Origin of the sequence: uncultured Cytophaga sp., from assembly GCF_937863595.1 — a bacterium.
Lineage (GTDB): Bacteria > Bacteroidota > Bacteroidia > Cytophagales > Cytophagaceae > Cytophaga.
On the sequence record NZ_CALMGQ010000103.1, the window covers coordinates 1 to 18974 of the forward strand.

The following is an 18974-nucleotide window of genomic DNA, read 5'->3' on the forward strand; positions in this document are numbered from 1 at the left end:
TTGATACCCTGAAAAATAAGCATAAACTTTTCCATAATTGTTGTTTTAAATGATTTATAATATTTTATGTATATGTTTATTTTTATAAATGTATAATTATGCCAATTTTATTGTATTAAATAATTGAATAATTGTTTGGCTTTAATTGAATTATATTTACCTTTGTATCATAACAAAACGCAAAAAATCATGTTAACACTTTTCGCAACTAAAAAATCAAAGGCTCACAAAAGTCATATAATGAACTTAGTTCAATTAGCTAAAGCCGACGGTAAAATTTCAAGATCAGAATCTGGTCTATTAATAAAAATTGGAGAACGCAATGGCGTTTCACCTGAAGAGGTGTTTGAAATGGTAGATGCTTCAGATGATTTCTTTTATAAGAAACCTGAAACAGATGCTCAACGATTCAATCAATTGTTTGATCTTGTTGAGATGATGCAAATTGATGGTGAGGTTAGTCCTAAGGAATTGACATATACCATTTCAATTGCAGAAAAAATGGGCGTACGTAAAGCAGTAGCTTGGATATTAGTTCAAGCCCTTGTTGATGGTATGGCTTTAGATTTATCTAAAGAAGAATTAAAAGCACGTGCTTCTGAATATCTTTTTATGTAATTTTTGTTTAAGTTTAATTAATGAAGGTCGAAAGCATTGCTTTCGGCCTTTTTTTATGTCTTTTTGTATTCTTTACCCTAAAAATCAATAAATCTGTGAATTAATTGTACAATCCAGTAAAAATTTGATGGAAAAAAGGCTGGTATTTTTAACTTTGTACTATGACTGAAAAAATATTAATCCTAGATTTTGGATCTCAATATACTCAATTGATTGCCAGAAGAGTAAGAGAATTAAATGTGTATTGCGAAATACTTCCCTATAATAAAGCTCCCAAATTGGATGAAACTGTTAAAGGTGTCATACTTTCTGGTAGTCCTTGCTCGGTTCGTGAAGCAGATGCTCCAGATCTTGACCTTTCTATGTATAGAGGGAAATTGCCATTACTTGGGGTATGTTATGGTGCGCAATTAATTGCTCATAAATCGGGTGGTGTCATTCAGCCTTCTACCATTCGTGAATATGGTAGAGCTCGTTTAAATAATGTTCATACTTCTGAGGAATTGTTTAAAGAAATTCTTCCTGATTCTCAAGTATGGATGTCTCACGGAGATACAATCGTTGAAATTCCTTCAAATTTTGAAATATTAAGTAGTACTGAAAACGTGCGTGTAGCTGCATATAAAGTGCAAGGCGAACAAACATATGGTATTCAGTTCCACCCAGAAGTAACACACTCCACTCAAGGAAAAGAAATATTACGAAATTTCCTTGTTCAGATTTGTGGCTGTTCTCAAGATTGGACGCCAGATGCATTTGTGGAGACTACAATTGCTGGATTAAAATCGAAATTAGGTTCAGATAAAGTTGTTTTGGGACTTTCTGGAGGTGTTGATTCATCTGTAGCTGCGGTATTAATTCATAAAGCAATTGGACCCAACCTAACGTGTATTTTTGTAGATAACGGTTTGCTTCGTAAAAATGAATACGACGAAGTGTTGAACTCATACAAACACATGGGTTTAAATGTTATCGGTGTTGATGCAAAAGAACAATTTTATTCTTCATTAGCAGGCTTAAGTGATCCAGAAGCGAAACGTAAAGCGATCGGTAAAGAATTTATAGAAGTATTTGACCAAGAATCTCACAAGATTGATAATGTGAAATGGTTGGGACAAGGTACAATTTACCCAGACATTATTGAATCTGTTTCTGTTAAAGGCCCATCTGCAACAATTAAGTCGCATCACAATGTGGGAGGCTTGCCAGAAACAATGAAACTTAAAGTTATTGAGCCTTTAAATACCTTGTTTAAGGATGAAGTAAGACGTGTTGGCAAAGCATTAAATATTGATGATGCTATTTTAAAAAGACATCCTTTCCCTGGTCCCGGTTTAGCAATTCGTATATTAGGTGATGTAACTGTTGAAAAAGTAAAAACACTTCAAGAGGTTGATTATATTTTCATTTCTAGATTAAAAGAAAAAGGCTTATATGATCAAGTATGGCAGGCGGGTGCAATTCTGCTGCCTGTAAAATCTGTTGGCGTAATGGGCGACGAGCGTACGTATGAAAACGTTGTAGCTTTACGTGCCGTGAGTAGTGTAGATGGTATGACTGCAGATTGGATACATTTGCCGTATGAGTTTTTGGCAGATATTTCGAATGAAATTATAAATCGTGTTAAAGGTGTAAACCGAGTTGTATATGATATCAGCTCTAAGCCACCTGCAACAATTGAATGGGAATAATATGAAAAAGTGGATACTCTTATTTCTTGCTGTGTGTTTAAACGTTACAGTATTATTTGCACAGCAAGATTGGAAGGGCGATTATGTGCGAGCAAAACAAATATTTGATTTGCAAAAATATGCAATTGCAATGGAGTATTTCCTTCCCTTAACTTCTCCTGATGCTGCTAATGATTACGCTTCGTATGCACAATATTATTATGCATTGTCTGCATTTAAAGTAGGTAAGTATAATGAAGCGCGACAAATGTTGTTGCAATTGACCAATAGAGATCCGAATTGGAAACAAATCAATGAAGCCCAATATTTGCTTGCATGTGTGTATTTTGAAATGAAGAATTATCGTTTTGCAATGACGTCATTGTCTCAAGTAAATGGTATGGAATCTTCTGTTTTAACATGTAAGCAATCGTATTATTCTCAAATAGCACCTATTGATACGTTGGTAAAGTTGCAACGCATTTACACCACGGATAAAGAATTGGCTAAAGCCCTATTTAATAAATTAGCAGCATATCCAATCAATTCCAAAAATAATATGTTGTATGAATACTTAGCACAAGAATTTAAGTTTGAGAAGATTAAGAAGTCTATCAATTATGTTAAAAAGCCAGAGTATCACGTAGCTGTTATTTTTCCTTTTAATTTGTCTGGACCCATATCAGAGCATGCTAGAAATAGTTATGTAGATGAAATGTATCAAGGTATATTGGTGGCTATTGATTCATTGAAAAAGCAAGGGCTAAAAGTGATTGTGCATCCCTATGATGTAGATAGAGATGTTTTGACAGTTCAGAAGATAATTGCTTATCCTGAGTTGAAATCAATGGACTTAATTATTGGACCTTTATTCCCAACTTTGATACCGTATGTAACAAGTTTTGGAGAGAAAAATAACATCCCTGTAATTAATCCTATCTCATTAAATTCGAGTATTGTTGAAAATACAACGCAAGTTTTGTTATTTCAACCAACCTTAGAATCTATCGCAGGAGAGGTTTCTACGTTTGCAAAAAATAATTTCGTCTATCGTAAAAATGATGAAAAAGATTCGGATACAAAACCGAAAAATGAAGTCGTTATTTTTTATACGAAGGATATAAAAGATTCTTTACAGGCCGTTTATTATAGAGATTCATTGCTAACAAAAGGATTTAAAGTATCTAAATTTGTTAAAATTACACGTTCTAAAATTTCGAATGTAGGCAAAATTATTGCCGACTCCATTTCATTAACACAAACGAGCCATATTTTTGTTTCATCCAGTGATGCAGCATTGGCTTCAAATGTGATTAGTGCATTAGAAATAACGCGCATGGGTATTCCTATTATTGCCAAAAGCGAATGGTTGGATATAAATAATCAGACCTATGAACAGTTTGAACGCAGAAAAGTATATTTCATTTATCCAGATTTTGTAGAATTTTATTCGAAATCGTATGCCGATTTTATGGCTGCCTATACGAAACGTTTTCAAACGTATCCTTCTAAATATACTGTTATTGGCTTTGAATTAATGTCACTAGTAGGGGAGTCAATGGAAGAATATGGAACGGGTTATTTAAATTATTTAAGAACGAGTACGTTTCATAAAGGTCATTTTATGGCAGGTTTTAATTTTAGTAAAGCTGCTTGCAATTCATATGTACCCGTTTATTATTTTAATAAACTTCAACTAACATTAGCCAATCCTATCAATGAAAAATAATACAAGTTCTGAATTATTTGAAAGAGCAAAACAGGTTATTCCAGGTGGTGTTAATTCTCCAGTACGTGCATTTAGAGCAGTAGGTGGCAATCCGATTTTTATTAAAAGAGCGAAAGGTGCTTATTTATTTGATGAAGATGATAATCAATATATAGAACTCATTAATTCATGGGGGCCTATGATTTTAGGTCATGCCCATGAACTCATTGAAAAAGCAGTTCGAGATGCCTTATCTAGCTCCTTATCTTTTGGCGCACCTTCTAGAAAAGAAGTAGAAATGGCGGAGTTGATTGTAAGCATGGTGCCATCCGTTGAAATGGTTCGAATGGTAAACTCTGGAACAGAAGCTACGATGTCTGCTATCCGTGTTGCTCGTGGATATACTGGTAGAGAAAAAATAATTAAATTTGAAGGATGTTATCACGGGCACGGCGATTCATTTTTAATTGCAGCCGGAAGTGGTGCTGTAACTTTAGGTGTGCCAGATAGTCCAGGCGTGCCTCAAGGCGTAGCAAATGATACCCTTACTGCACCTTATAATGATATCAATAGCGTAAAGGTATTGGTAGAGAATAATAAAAATAAAATTGCAGCTATAATTATAGAACCCGTTGCAGGGAATATGGGCTGCGTATTACCGAAACCTGGGTTTTTAGAAGCACTTCGAACCATTTGTGATGCTGAAGGTATTGTATTGATTTTCGATGAAGTAATGAGTGGATTTCGATTGTCTGCTTCAGGTGCACAAGGTATATTAGGCGTAAAGCCTGATATGACAACCATGGGTAAAATTATTGGTGGCGGTATGCCCGTAGGTGCATATGGCGGAAAGAAAGAAATTATGCAAAAAGTTTCTCCTGCTGGTCCTGTATATCAAGCAGGCACCTTGTCTGGAAACCCAATTGCAATGTCTGCTGGTTTAGCAATCTTGACGTACTTAAAAGAGCATCCTCAGGTTTATACACAGTTAAATAATCAAACAGAATATTTAATTCATGGTATGCGTAAAGCAAATAATCTATTGGGTTTAGATTATACGTTTAATCACATAGGTTCCATGTTTACCATGTTCTTTACCAATACTGCAGTGAGTGATTTTGATTCTGCAAAGAAATCTGATCTGGCTATGTTTGCAGCATACTTTCAATCCATGCTTGCGAAAGGAATATATATGGCACCTTCCCAATTTGAAAGTTTATTTATTTCAACTGAAATTAATAAAGAGCTTGCAGATACAATAATTTCGGCTCACGAAGCGAGCATGAGTGAAATTCATGCGAAATAATTTATAATTCATTCAAAAAAAGTTTATAATGAAAATTGCAATTTTAGGTGGTGGGAACATGGGGATGACGTATGCAAAAGCGTTTATCAGTAGAAAAATTGTTTCAAAGGATGAATTATTGATTATTGAAAAGCATGATGAAAAACGTGCACAACTCAAACTAGAAGGTGTTGCCTCTTTGTCTGCAGATATTGACGAATCCATTAAGAATTACGATATTTTAATTGTTGCAGTAAAGCCGCAAGATTTTCGAGTGCTTTCTGAAAAATTGAAAAGCTATTTATTAGAAAGCCAAATGGTTTTATCGATAATGGCAGGTATTCAAATTAGTCAAATTCAAGACTTATTAAATCATAAAAATGTTGTTCGTGCAATGCCCAATACACCTGCGCAATTGGGATTTGGTATTACTGCTTTTACCGTAGCAAAAGATGCATCATTTGAAAATATTAGTGTGGTTGATATGCTGTTGGAAACAACAGGCAAATCAATTTTCATGAAAGACGAATCATTATTGGATGCTGTTACTGCTTTAAGTGGTAGTGGTCCTGCATATTTTTATTATATCGTTCAGCATATGATTGAAGCAGGAAAACAAATGGGCGTAGAAGAAAATGTAGCTGCAATGTTGGTTAAAGAAACCATGATGGGAGCTTTTCAAATTCTGAATCATTCAAAATTGTCTATTGATGAGTTGATAGCCATGGTTGCTTCAAAAGGTGGTACTACAGAAGCCGCTTTAAATACCATGAAACAACGCGAAGTAGGTCCGCATATTATGGAAGCATTAAAAAATGCTGAAAATAGAGCAAAAGAACTTTCAGGAGGAGCATAACTCTTGTTTAATAATTCAATTTTTTGTATAATAGAAAACCTTAATCCTCTTTTTTCGTTTGAAGGAGAATGAAGATTTCTTTAAATCTAAAATCATTGTAAATGAAGCAATTATACTTTAAGTTATTAACTTTTGTTATAGCAAGCATCTGTTTTCAACACATTGGGGAAGCCCAAACATGGAAATATACAGTACCTACGGTAGGTGCGGGATATGTACAAGCAATGGATGTGGCAACAGATGTTTCTGATAATGTTTATACCGTTGGGAGTTATTACGATCAAATAACTTCTCCTGTCAGCATTTTTGGCGAATTAGCTTCAAATGGATATGTAATAAAAACGGACCCTACTGGAACAGAAGTCTTTTCCCTTAATATTAATGGAAATAGTGTTATCGGTAAGCGTGTTGCATTAGATGCTTCGGGAAATGTTTTTGTATCGGGTTCGTTATCGGGTTCTGCTGTTTATTTTGATGGATTTAAAGCGGAAGGTAGTTTAGGTGGCCCTAGTTCAACCTTATATGATGGATTTATTGCTAAATATTCTAGCACAGGTACGTTAATGTGGATACAAGCAATTGGTTCAAAAACTGCAGATGATCAAATACTAGACATGACGTTAGATGCCAACGGCGATATACTTGTTACAGGCTATATTGGTGGAGATGCTAAAGTCTATGGTAAAAATTATGGAGGCATTCAAGGTAATAGAGGAGACATATTTAGTCAAGGTGGAGCTACAAACTTTTTGGATGTTGTAGTTGCAAAATTTGGTAATGATGGTACTTTTAAATGGGGCTTTAGTTTAGGTAGTGTAATGGGTTCGGAGAAAGGGACTGCTATCACGACTGATGCTTCAAATAATGTATATGTTAGTGGTTTAATGTTTAATACAGTTGATTTTGATCCTGATTTAGTTTCGTCAACCTCAAGTTTAACAGGTTCTACACCTGGTAATGGGGATGCTTTTATTGCTAAATATGATAAAGATGGTAGTTATTTAAATGTCGGTCAAATTTCTGGAGCTGGATTGGAGCAAATCAATAGAATGCATATTGGAACTTCAGGTGTGTTAAATGTTGCAGGTACTTTTACAGGTTTTATTGATGCCGATCCTAGAAGTGGGAATGTTCAAAACATCACAGCTGCAGGAACTGGAAAGGACATTCTTTTTGCATCATACAATCTAAGTACCTTGGCTCCGGTTTTTGCGCAACGAATTGGTGCCAATAATGTGGATGACGAAGCCTTAGGAATAAAAGTAAATGCAAGCGGAGATATTTATTTAACAGGTTACTTTTCTGGTTCATCTGTAAATTTCAATCCATTAGGTACAGCATTAAATTTAACATCGATTGGAGGTACGGATGTCTTTATTTCTAAATACAATGCATCTGGTATAAATCAATGGGGATTTAAAGCGGGGAGTACAAGTGATGATCAAGGAAATGCGATGGCATTTAATGCTTCGTCTATGATTTATGCCTGTGGGTCATATAAAGGTGCATTTGGGGATTTAGATCCAGGTGCAGGAACCTCAACATTAGCAGCCCCTGTAAGTCAAGATTCTTATTTGAGTAAATATCAAGAATGTAGCGCTACTCCTGTAATTGTTACTCAACCGCTATCAAAAAGTTTATGTGCAGGCGCCACGCTTAATCTTTCTACTGTAGCAACAGGGTCGGGGATCTCCTATAAATGGAAAAATGGTAGTACAACTCTTGTAGATGGGGGTACTATTTCAGGGGCTACAACGCCTAATTTAATAATTACCTCAACACTTGCTTCTGATGCTGGAACATATACGTGCATTGCATCATCTTGTGGCAATTCTGTTACCTCTAGTGGTGCCATTGTACAAATTAATACTGCACCCGCTATTGTGACGCAACCTGTTGCACAATCCATCTGTGCAGGGGCAAATACATCATTTACTATTTTAGTTACAGGTACATTACCTTTATATCAATGGAAATTAAACGGGGTTGCAATTTCAAACAACGCTGTATATGCGGGCACTCAAGCTGCAACATTAAATATAATTGCTCCAACAGCACTACAAGCAGGTAATTACAGTTGCACGGTTACAGGTTCATGTGCACCAGGTATAACAAGTACAGCAGTTGCATTGACTATATCTTCAGGTATTATAATAACAGCACAACCCATTGCTACTGCAGCATGTTTAGGTGGCGCAGCTTCGTTTTCTGTTATGGCTACAGGCACAAGCTTAACATATCAATGGCAAAAAAATAATGTAGACCTAGTTAATGGGGGAACAATATCTGGTGCTAAAACTGCAAGTTTATCTATTTCTAGTGTTGTAGCTGGAGATGCAACAAATTATAAATGCATTATCACAAGTTCTTGTGGAAATGTTACTACTACGGCAGTTGTTTTAACATTAACGAATGCGCCTGCAATTTCTACACAACCTACCGCTACGCAAACTATTTGTGCAGGTCAAAATGCTTCCTTTTCAGTAATTGCTACAGGTGCTTCTAGTTACCAATGGAAAAAAGGGGGGACAAATTTGGTGAATGGTGGAAACGTAAGTGGAGCAACAGCTTCAACATTACAACTAACGACTGTGTCTGCAACAGATGCTGCATTATATACATGTGTAATAACTGGTGCTTGTGCGCCAACAGTTACTACAACCAATGCAACATTGGTCGTAAATGACTTACCTGTAATAACGACACAACCAACACCAATTACTATTTGTCAAGGATTAAACACCACATATAAAGTTGTTGCAACGGGTACCAATCTTATCTACAAATGGCAACGAAATAATGTTGACTTGGTTGATGGAGGCGGGGTCTTAGGAGCAACTACAAATACACTTTCTATTTCAGGTGTTACAAATGCGAATGCAGGGAATTATACCTGTATTGTTTCGGGGGCTTGTTCTCCAAGTGTTACGAGTTCAATAGCTTCTCTGACTGTAAACTCTACCGCTTCTATAGCGACAAATCCAACGGATAAAATTTCGTGTGTTGGACAAACAACAACATTTACTTTAGGTACCACAGGCAGCGGAATTACCTATCAATGGAAAAAAGGTGGAACGAATCTAGTGGATGGCGGAAATGTTAGTGGTGTAACGACATCTGTTTTGTCTATCACAAATACGGCTTTGGCAGATGCTGCTCAATATTCTTGTTCTATTACAAATAGCTGTTCTGGTACATTAAATTCTACAAGTGCAACATTAACAGTAAATACAGTACCAACAATTACGAGCCAACCAACGGATGTTACTATTTGTGGGTCGGCACCTGTGAGTTTTTCAGTAACCGCAACGGGAACAGGAATTACCTATCAATGGAAAAAAGGAGGAACGAACCTAAGTAATGGTGGAGGGATTTCTGGAGTAACTACTTCAAGTTTATCAATTGCTCTCGCTTCAGGTGCAGATGCAGGAGCTTATACGTGCGTTGTTTCTGGAACATGTAGCCCTGCAGTTACATCAAGTATTGCAAATTTAGCAGTGGGTTCATTAGCTACCATAATTACACAGCCCATTTCAAAGGCACTATGTTCAGGCATTGCAACTACTTTCAATATTGTAGTTTCTGGTACTGGTATTAGTTATCAATGGAAAAAGGATGGTGTCGCATTAACAAATACGGGTAATGTATCTGGAGCAACAACTGCAACACTGAATTTAGCTTCAATTACTTCTGCAGATGCTGCATCATATACCTGTGAAACAGGAAATACATGTAGTGGTTTTTTAACATCCGATCCTGCGATATTAACAATTAATACAAAACCAACTATAAGCACTCAGCCAGTAAGTAAATCTATTTGTGTTGGTGCAGCAGCTTCTTTTTCAGTTGTAGCATCAGGTTCAGGAATTGCCTATCAATGGAAAAAAGATGGAGCGATTTTGTCTGATGGTGGAGAGATTACAGGTTGTCAAACAACTATGTTGTCATTATCTAGTACTACAGCTGCTGATGCAGGTGTGTATGTGTGCGAAGTAAGTGGCACGTGTACTCCTGTAGCAATTTCAACTGGGGCAACATTATCATTAGCAGCAGGAAGTACAATTGTTTCACAGCCTGTATCTAAAATTATTTGTTCAGGCAATTCAACAGTATTTACCTGCAGTGCAACTGGTGGGTCACTTACCTATCAATGGAAAAAAGATGGTACGGCTTTGGTAGATGGTCCTGTTGTATCCGGTGCTGCTACTTTCAGCGTAACGTTAACAGGCGTTTCTATAGCTGATGCGGGTTCATATATATGCGAAGTTTCAAGTACGTGTTCTGCAGCGTTAACATCAAACGTGGCAACCTTGACGGTAAATAGTTCTACCAGTATTACAGCACAACCAAGCCCGGTAATAGGTTGCGAAGGTATCTCTGCTTCATTTTCTATAACAGCTAGCGGCTCAGGAATTACCTATCAATGGAAAAAAGACGGTTCAGCAATATCCGCTGCAACAAATGCAACATATAATATTGCTGCAATAGCATCTGTCGATGCGGGCTCGTATATCTGTGATGTAATAAGTGCGTGTGGTGTACTGCCAAGTGCAGCGGCATTGTTAACGGTGAATTCACCTGCTACAATCACTACACAGCCCATTGATATAAATGCTTGTCCAGGTGATAATGCAACACTTACCGTTGTAGCAGCTGGTAGTAATTTAACATTCAAATGGTTTAAAAATTCAGTTGCATTAATTGATGGTGGAAATATTTCTGATGCAACTACGAATGCATTAACGATAGCATCCGTAGCTGCTTCTGATGAAGATACGTATTCTGTTGAAATTACAGCTTTGTGTGGTACTCCTATAACAAGTACTTCTGCAGTACTTTCATTGTCTACAACACCAACAATTACAACACAACCTCAAAATACGTTGATTTGTACAGGACAGCCATTGGTTCTGAATATTGTAGTGTCTAGTGCAGGTACTACTTTGTATCAATGGAAAAAAGATGGAGCAGATATTGTTGATAATGGAACAACAATAAACGGAGCGACATCGGCAACATTAACAATCTCTAATACAACTGCAACAACTGAAGGAGCATATACCTGTAGCGTATCTACAATATGTTCTGCAGCTACATTAAGTAATGCTGCACTTGTTACCACGACAACATCTACACCGATAAGTAAACAACCGATTACATCTAGTGTATGTAGAACGCAACCCGTTTTGTTTACGGTTGAAATTGCGGGAAGCGGACTTATGTATCAATGGCAATTTAAGCCAAATGGTTCTTCCGTGTATGCGAATATATTGGATGCTGGGAAATATAGTGGCACTGCAACACACGATTTGGTAGTAACGGATGTGGATGTTTCAGAAGAAGGTGCGTATAGATGTATCATAACAGAACTTTGTGGAGCAGTTCAAAATTCAGCACCAGCGGCCTTGATTATTAATTCTCCAACAATTGTTCAACATCCATTCCCTCAATCGGTTTGTTTGGGTCAATTGATACAATTTAATGTTGTTGTAACTGGGAATAGCTTAGTGTATCAGTGGTCAAAAGATGGTCTTGTATTGACTAATGGGGGAAGAATTTCAGGAGCAGCAAGTTCGTCGTTGAAAATTACAGGATCTACAGTTTCTGATAATGGTGATTATACTTGTACTGTCAAAGGGATATGTACACCGGATGCTGTTTCGCAACCGGGTACCTTAACAGTAACTGTATGTACGGGAATTTCTGGTGCAGATTTAAATGGACAAATGATTACACTATATCCGAAGCCTGCAAATCAGTCAACAACAATTGAAATTTCAAATCAACAAAACAGTGTTGCTACTATTTCTTTATTTGATGTACAAGGATCGCTTGTTCAAGAAATAGAAACTCGTATTGAAACAGATTCTGAAAAAATATCTTTTGAAACAGCTCCATTTCCTCAAGGAATGTATTTTATGCATATTCGAATTGGAAATCAATTGTTTATAGATAAATTAGAAATCATTCATTAAATTTTACGTTCATTGCTTTTTTAACAAGTACTTATTATGAATAAAACGTTAAAACATCTTTTTTTAGCACTAGCATTATTTTGCTATGCACAGGTGCGTGCCCAAACAACCGATTTGATTTATCATTTAGGAAAGGCTTCATCTACGGTTAAAATTACTTCCGTAGCAACAGATGCTAGTGGAAATATATTTGTTTGCGGAAGCTTTACGGGTAATAGCGTAGAATTCAATCCTCTTGGTACATCAACTCCTGAAGATGCTCAAGCACTAGAGTCTGGTTTTATTGCTTCCTATACTACAAATGGAATACTTAGAAAAGTAATCGCATTTGGTACATCTTTAAATAATAAAGGATTGAAAGTTTATGTAGATCCTGCCAATCAGAATGTGTATTTGTTAGCAATTGTATCAGGTACAATAGATATGACAGGTGAAGGTGGGTTTGGTAGTACTGCTGTTCCTTCTAATTCAATGACACTCGTAAAGTATGATAAAATGTTAACTTTTAAAAATGTCAACTATATAAATAACGGTATCCCTAATGGCAATAATTTATTAGGTGATCTTACAACCTTCGGTACGAATATTTACATTACGGGTCAATTGGATGGTGCTAATTTTGAATTTAATCCAAAAGGTACGTCTAAAAAAATATCTTCTACAGGTGGTTCAGATATTTTTGTTGCGAAATACGATACAGCAACTTTTATTAATGGAATGGCTTATGCAATTGGTGGTATCAATAACGATGGTGGTACTGCTATTGATTTAGATAATTCAGGCAATATTTATTTAACAGGTTATTTCAGAGGTCAAAATATTGATATTGATCCAATAGGATCTATTTCTGTTTCTGAAGATGGTGGCGGTAACGCAACAGGTGATGCATTTGTAGCAAAATACAATGCTTCAATGGCTTGTCAGTGGGGTTTTAATATTGGTGCTTCTCAAACAGATCAGGGAAATGATATACTTGTTAACAGAACAAATGGAACAGTATATGTAGGTGGTTATGTAAAAAAAGATGCGAGGGTAGTTTACTTTGATCCATCAACAACGTCTTCATCCGGGTTTACTGGTGTAGGCTTGAATGATATTTTTGTAGCAAGTTATACTACTGCTGGTGCATATAATTGGCATCTTGCAACAGGAAGCACAGGAGAAGACGAATTAGCTTCATTGGGTTTTGATCAAGGTGGTAATATTGTTCTTGCAGGTTTTGCAAGTGGGGATGTTAATTTTGGTAATTCTAAAACGATAACAGGAAAAGGTGGTAAAGACGCATTTTTTGCTGTTGTTTCTGGAACATCAGGTATGGCTACTTCTGCATATAATCTTGGCGGAACAAACGATGAACAAGCAACAAGTACTGCTGTTGATGTAAATGGAAAAATTTTGGTCGTTGGAAATTATAAAGGTTCGGGAGATTATGATATCGGAGCTGCAAATACTACTCCATTGTCTGGTACACAAGATGGTTTTATAACAAGACATGTATTGTGCTTACCTCCATCAATCACAACTCAACCAGTAAATAAAATCAGTTGTGAAGGCCAAACTACTTCATTGTCTGTTGTGGCATCAAATGCTACCACATATCAGTGGAAAAAAGGTGCTGGAACTATTTCAGGTGCAACCAATGCTACGTACTCAATAAGCACAACAGCAATCGCTGATGCAGGCAATTATTCTGTAGTTGTAGGTAATGCATGCCAATCTATTGCTTCAACCACCATTACAGTGACAGTGAATCCAAAACCTTCTATAAATTCTGCTAGTACAAGTGCTTCTTGTAGTGGAAGCGGAGTTGGATATACGATAGGTAGTGCCGTTACATCTAATTATAGCTGGACAAGAGCTGCAGTTGCTAATATAAGCCCAAGTCCAGTGTCTGGATCAACAGCATCCATAAACGAATCCTTAGTGAATGGTGCAAACGCACCGATAGATGTTATTTATATCATCACACCTACTTCAACTGTTGGAACATGTGTTGGAAATCCGTTTTCATTAACAGTAACAGTGAACCCAAAACCTATTATTAATTCATCTGCAACCGGAACTATTTGTAGCGGTATTGCACAATCGTATTCAATTACGAGTCCGATTGCTTCAACCTATAAATGGTCTAGATCTGCAGTGGCTGGCATCACAAATACTGCAGTATCCAATCAGACTTCAAATCCAATTGTTGAAACATTAACAAATAATTCAGTAAATCCTGTTACGGTTGTTTATTCTATTACGCCAACATCGACATCAGGTACTTGTATAGGAAGTGTATTTTCGTATTCTGTAACTGTAAATCCTAGTGTGTCAAGTAGCGTAAGCATCGCTGCGGATAAAACAACAATTTGTGCGGGAGATTTATTAACATTAACTGCAACACCAGTGAATGGAGGGACGCCCCCTTTATACCAATGGAAAAAAGGTGGCGTAGCTATTAGCGAAGCTACAAACGCAACATATAAAACTTCAACAACTGCAAATGCAGATTCTTATACTGTTGAAATGAATAGTAGTTTAACCTGTGCTTCTGTTGTACCTGTTGTTTCAAGCCCATTGGTTATAACCGTTACTCCTGTTTCTAATACATCGCTTACCATGTCAGCTAGTAGTACAACTATTTGTGCAGGAACAAACATTGTATTTACTGCTGTAGCTACCAATGCAGGTGCTGCTACCTATCAATGGAAGATGAATAATGCTGTTATTTCAGGTGCAACTAATAGTACGTATAATACGAATGCTGCTACAAACGGAGATTACTTCTCTGTTGTGATGACAAGTCCTTTGGCATGCGCAAGTCCTAAGAGCATTCAATCGGATGACGTAACGATACTTTTAACTGCAGCTCCCGTTGCAAAGGTAACTGTGTCGGCTTCAAAAACAGAAATTTGTGCAAATGGTTCAATTGATTTCAGTACAACTGTAGAAAACGCTGGATTGACAGCTACATATCAATGGAAAAAAGGAACAGCGGATATTTTAGGCGCAACTAATAGTACCTACACCACAAGTGGTGCTTCTAACGGCGATACTTATTCTGTTGTGATGACAAGTTCTTTAACCTGTGTTAGTCCTAAGGTTGTTCAATCGACTGCTATTCCAATCACAGTAACACCTATTAAGATTCCTACGATTAGTTTTACTGCTTCTAAAACGACAATATGCGCTTCTGAACCTTTAACGTTAACGGCAAATAGTACGAATGGTGGTGGCAATCCATTGTACAAATGGAAACTTGGTTCTGGTTATATACCAGGTGCTACAAATTCAACTTATACAACAACTTCTACATTAAGTGGAGATTCTTATAGTGTTGAAATGACGAGTGATTTAAATTGTGCTGCACCAGCGACAAAAGTTTCTACTCCTATAGCAATAACTGTAAATCCTGTTACGATTACCACAGTAGCTGCTGTCGCTAGCAATACGACTATTTGTCCTGGGGAGAATATTGTATTTACTGCAACACCAGGCAATGGCGGAACACCTACATATCAATGGAAAAAAGGAACTACAGATATTTCTTTAGCTACAAATAATACCTATAATACTTCTAGTGCAGCAAATGGAGATACCTATTCTGTTGTTATGACAAGTTCATTAGCCTGCCCTAGTCCTAAAACAGTTCAGTCAACTGCTATACCAATATCCGTGACATCTTCATTTACACCTTCCGTAGCTATATCAGCAACTGAAACTGTAATTTGTGCTAATACATCCATTACCTTGACTGCTACACCTACCAATGGTGGTGCTGCAACGTATAAATGGAAGTTGGGTGCGAATTATATATCCGGTGCTACAAATGCAACGTATGTCACTACAACAGCAGCAAATAACGATAGCTATACTGTTGAGATGACAAACCCATCCAATTGTGCTAGTCCAAATACCGTGGTATCTAGTCCAATTGTCATAAAGGTTAATCCAATTTTAGTTCCAGTAGCTACGATTACATCGGCTTCTACAACGATCTGTGCAAGTGATTTGATTACCTTTAATTTAACTACTTCAAACGAAGGAGCAACTCCTAGTTATGAATGGTATAAAAATGGAGCTAAAATAATTCCTTCAGCTACAGGAATTTCCTATGCAACAACAAGTGCTGCTACAGGAGATAAATTTAAAGTTGCCTTAACAAGCAATGCATTATGTGCGAATACAAGTCCTGTATTTTCAAACGAATTAACCATAACAGTAAATCCATTACCTACAATTTCTGGTGTGGTTGATGTATGTGAAGGTTCCACTATTTCTTTAACAGGATCTGGTACTGCAAATTCAACTTTACCTTGGGTATCATCAAATACTGCCAATGCAAGTGTTACTAACCTTGGCATTGTTGCTGGAGTGTTAGTTGGAACGAGTACTATTACTTACACAAACAACAATGGTTGTAAAGTATCAACTACTATTAATGTAAATGCAAAGCCTACAATTACGGGAATACTTTCTGTATGTGCAGGATCTACTACACAGTTAACAGGTACAAATATTCCTGCAGCAACAAATGCTTGGGTTTCTGCATCAACAAGTGTTGCTACGATAAGTAATACAGGTTTAGTTTCAGGTCTTGTATCCGGTGTTAGTGTTATTACATATAAAACAATTGCTGGTTGTACGAATACAGTTACTATTACGGTGTTAAGTTTACCAACGATAACTGGAACTCCAAATGTATGTGTAGGCTCAACAACACAATTGATTGGATCTGGTTCACCAGCAGCAACAAATGCTTGGGTATCTGCAACAAATATTGTTGCTACAGTAAATAATAATGGACTTGTATCAGGTATTGCACCTGGTACAAGTATTATTTCTTATATAAATTCTAGTGGATGTCAAATCACTCAATTGATAACAGTGAATCCTACATTAGTACCAAGCGTTTCAATTTCTGCAAATAATTCAACCATTTGTGTTGGAACAAACGTTGCATTTACGGCTACACCTATTAATGGAGGAACGCCTACCTATAAATGGAAATTAGGAACGAATTATATTGCTGGTGCAACGAATAGCTCATACAATACAAGTGGAGCAACAAATGGTGAAAGTTATTCTGTTGAAATGACGAGTAATGCCTTATGTGCATCAACAACAACGGTTAATTCATCTCCAATCGTAATCACAGTAACTACAAGTGTGTTGCCAACGATTACGGCTGTTGCAAATCCTGTGAGCCCAATTTGTGATGGAACTTCTGTAACGTTTACGGCAACTCCAGGGAATGAAGGAACTGCTCCTACCTATCAATGGAAAAAAGGAGGTGTTGTAATTCCTAGTGCAACAAACAAAACATATGTGAGTTCTTCCATAGTAAATGGAGATAAAATATCGGTGGATATGGTAAGTAATTCAACGTGTGCAAGTACACCAAATGCAACTTCCAATATCATAACGATGGTTGTTACTCCTAATGTGAGCGCAAGCGTTATTGTAACATCTACCGAAACAGCAATATGTTCTGGAAAGGATGTTACTTTTACAGCTGCTCCTACAAATCAAGGTGCTGCTCCAATGTATGAATGGTTTGTGAACAATGTGTCACAAGGAGTAGCAAGTACTTCTCCAACATTCCATTCAACGACATTGATTAATAACAATACAGTGAAAGTTAAATTAACTTCCAATGCAACTTGCGTTACTACTCCAACCGTTCCATCTAATGATGTAACGATGACAGTAACAGCTAACGTAACTCCAACAATTGCAATTACTTCAGATAAATCTACCATTTGTACGGGTGAAACAGTAAACTTTACTGCTTCGTCAACTAATGCAGGGACTGTTCCAATTTATCAGTGGAAAATTAATGGTGTGAATTCTGGAATGCCATCTAGTTCTACTGCATTTTCCAGCTCAAGTTTAACAACTGGAAAAACAGTTACGGTTGAATTAACTTCTTCTGCAAGTTGTGTTACACAAAGCGTAGTAGTTTCAACTGGAATCCAAATAACCGTTCCTGTAACAACACAAATTGTCGCGCAACCTCAAGATCAATCCGTATGCGCTTTGGGTGATAATGTTACTTTTACAGTGAGTGCAGTAGGTGCAGGATTAACGTATCAGTGGAAAATTGGCGGAACAAGTCTTGCTAATAATACTACGTATACAGGAACTCTTACTAAAAGCTTAACCGTCTCGAATGTATCTAATTCAGATTTAGTTGGCTATACGGTAGATGTTACAGGTACATGTGGTAACGTAACATCAAGCGTTGCAAATCTAAATCAATCTGCAAGTTCAATTACTATTGTAACGCAACCAACTGCTCAATCCAAACAAGAAGGTGAGATGATTCAGTTGTCTGTATCTGCTACTGGCCCTACGTTATCCTATCAATGGAGAAAAAACAATGTGAATTTAGTAGATGACTCTAGAATATCTGGTGCGAATACATCATCGCTTCAAATATCGAATGCAGTAATGTCGGATGCTGGAAATACGTATACCTGTTTAATTAATAGTCCATGCGCTACGCAATTAATGTCTAATGCAGCTAAAGTAACTGTAACAGCACTTCCTACGTCTATTCAAGATGCACATGCTAAAGGATTTAGAATCGCACCAAATCCATCAAATGGCTTCTTTAATATTTCAAATAATTTCATGCCATTCAATGTAAATGAAATTGAAATAATTTCTATGCAAGGTGTTGTGGTAGCTGTCACGAAAGTTAAGGGTACAACAAGTTTAGATGAAGATATAAATGCCCAAGATTTACCTAAAGGTATGTATATGGTGCTTGTGAAAGGTGATTCAGATCAAGCCTTATTGAAAATTGTTATTGATAAGTAGTCGCTCCTTAAAAAGGTCTTGAAGTCAATGGTGACGTATTGTATAGCGATAA

7 protein-coding genes are annotated in these 18974 nt (G+C 36.8%); 6 read left to right on the plus strand and 1 reads right to left on the minus strand.

Annotated features, from left to right (window positions below; genetic code table 11):
• The first annotated feature begins 189 nt into the window (after positions 1-189).
• Positions 190-618, plus strand: coding sequence for a TerB family tellurite resistance protein (locus Q0543_RS09620; protein ID WP_299251921.1), 429 nt, complete (start codon positions 190-192; stop codon positions 616-618).
• Between the two features lie 161 nt (positions 619-779).
• The gene (guaA, locus tag Q0543_RS09625) at positions 780-2309 is read left to right on the plus strand and encodes a glutamine-hydrolyzing GMP synthase (RefSeq protein WP_299251922.1); all 1530 of its coding nucleotides are present in this window, start codon (positions 780-782) and stop codon (positions 2307-2309) included.
• Positions 2310-2361: 52 nt separating this feature from the next.
• Here the strand turns inward: guaA and Q0543_RS17045 are convergent, their stop codons facing one another.
• Positions 2362-2424: a hypothetical protein gene (locus tag Q0543_RS17045; RefSeq protein ID WP_366800102.1), complete on the minus strand. Its 63-nt coding sequence runs from the start codon at positions 2422-2424 to the stop codon at positions 2362-2364.
• A gap of 1582 nt (positions 2425-4006) precedes the next feature.
• Between Q0543_RS17045 and hemL the strand changes: the two genes are divergently transcribed.
• The 4 genes from hemL (at position 4007) to Q0543_RS09650 (ending at position 18922) form a co-directional block, all read left to right on the plus strand.
• Positions 4007-5302, plus strand: a complete 1296-nt coding sequence (gene hemL / locus Q0543_RS09635; protein WP_299251926.1) for a glutamate-1-semialdehyde 2,1-aminomutase — start codon at positions 4007-4009, stop codon at positions 5300-5302.
• A gap of 28 nt (positions 5303-5330) precedes the next feature.
• The gene (gene proC, locus Q0543_RS09640; protein WP_299251928.1) at positions 5331-6137 is read left to right on the plus strand and encodes a pyrroline-5-carboxylate reductase; all 807 of its coding nucleotides are present in this window, start codon (positions 5331-5333) and stop codon (positions 6135-6137) included.
• A gap of 101 nt (positions 6138-6238) precedes the next feature.
• Positions 6239-12112 carry an immunoglobulin domain-containing protein gene (locus tag Q0543_RS09645; protein WP_299251930.1) on the plus strand — a complete coding sequence of 1958 codons (5874 nt, stop codon included), beginning with the start codon at positions 6239-6241 and terminating at the stop codon, positions 12110-12112.
• A gap of 36 nt (positions 12113-12148) precedes the next feature.
• Positions 12149-18922 (plus strand): immunoglobulin domain-containing protein, encoded by a 6774-nt coding sequence (locus Q0543_RS09650; protein WP_299251932.1) that lies wholly within the window; start codon positions 12149-12151, stop codon positions 18920-18922.
• Positions 18923-18974 lie beyond the last annotated feature (52 nt).

Bases quoted from the DNA above. Each gene is read 5' to 3' on its own strand.
- guaA (WP_299251922.1), top strand. From the start codon at position 780: ATGACTGAAAAAATATTAATCCTAGATTTTGGATCTCAATATACTCAA.
- proC (WP_299251928.1), top strand. From the start codon at position 5,331: ATGAAAATTGCAATTTTAGGTGGTGGGAACATGGGGATGACGTATGCA.
- hemL (WP_299251926.1), top strand. From the start codon at position 4,007: ATGAAAAATAATACAAGTTCTGAATTATTTGAAAGAGCAAAACAGGTT.
- Q0543_RS09620 (WP_299251921.1), top strand. From the start codon at position 190: ATGTTAACACTTTTCGCAACTAAAAAATCAAAGGCTCACAAAAGTCAT.
- Q0543_RS09650 (WP_299251932.1), top strand. From the start codon at position 12,149: ATGAATAAAACGTTAAAACATCTTTTTTTAGCACTAGCATTATTTTGC.
- Q0543_RS09645 (WP_299251930.1), top strand. From the start codon at position 6,239: ATGAAGCAATTATACTTTAAGTTATTAACTTTTGTTATAGCAAGCATC.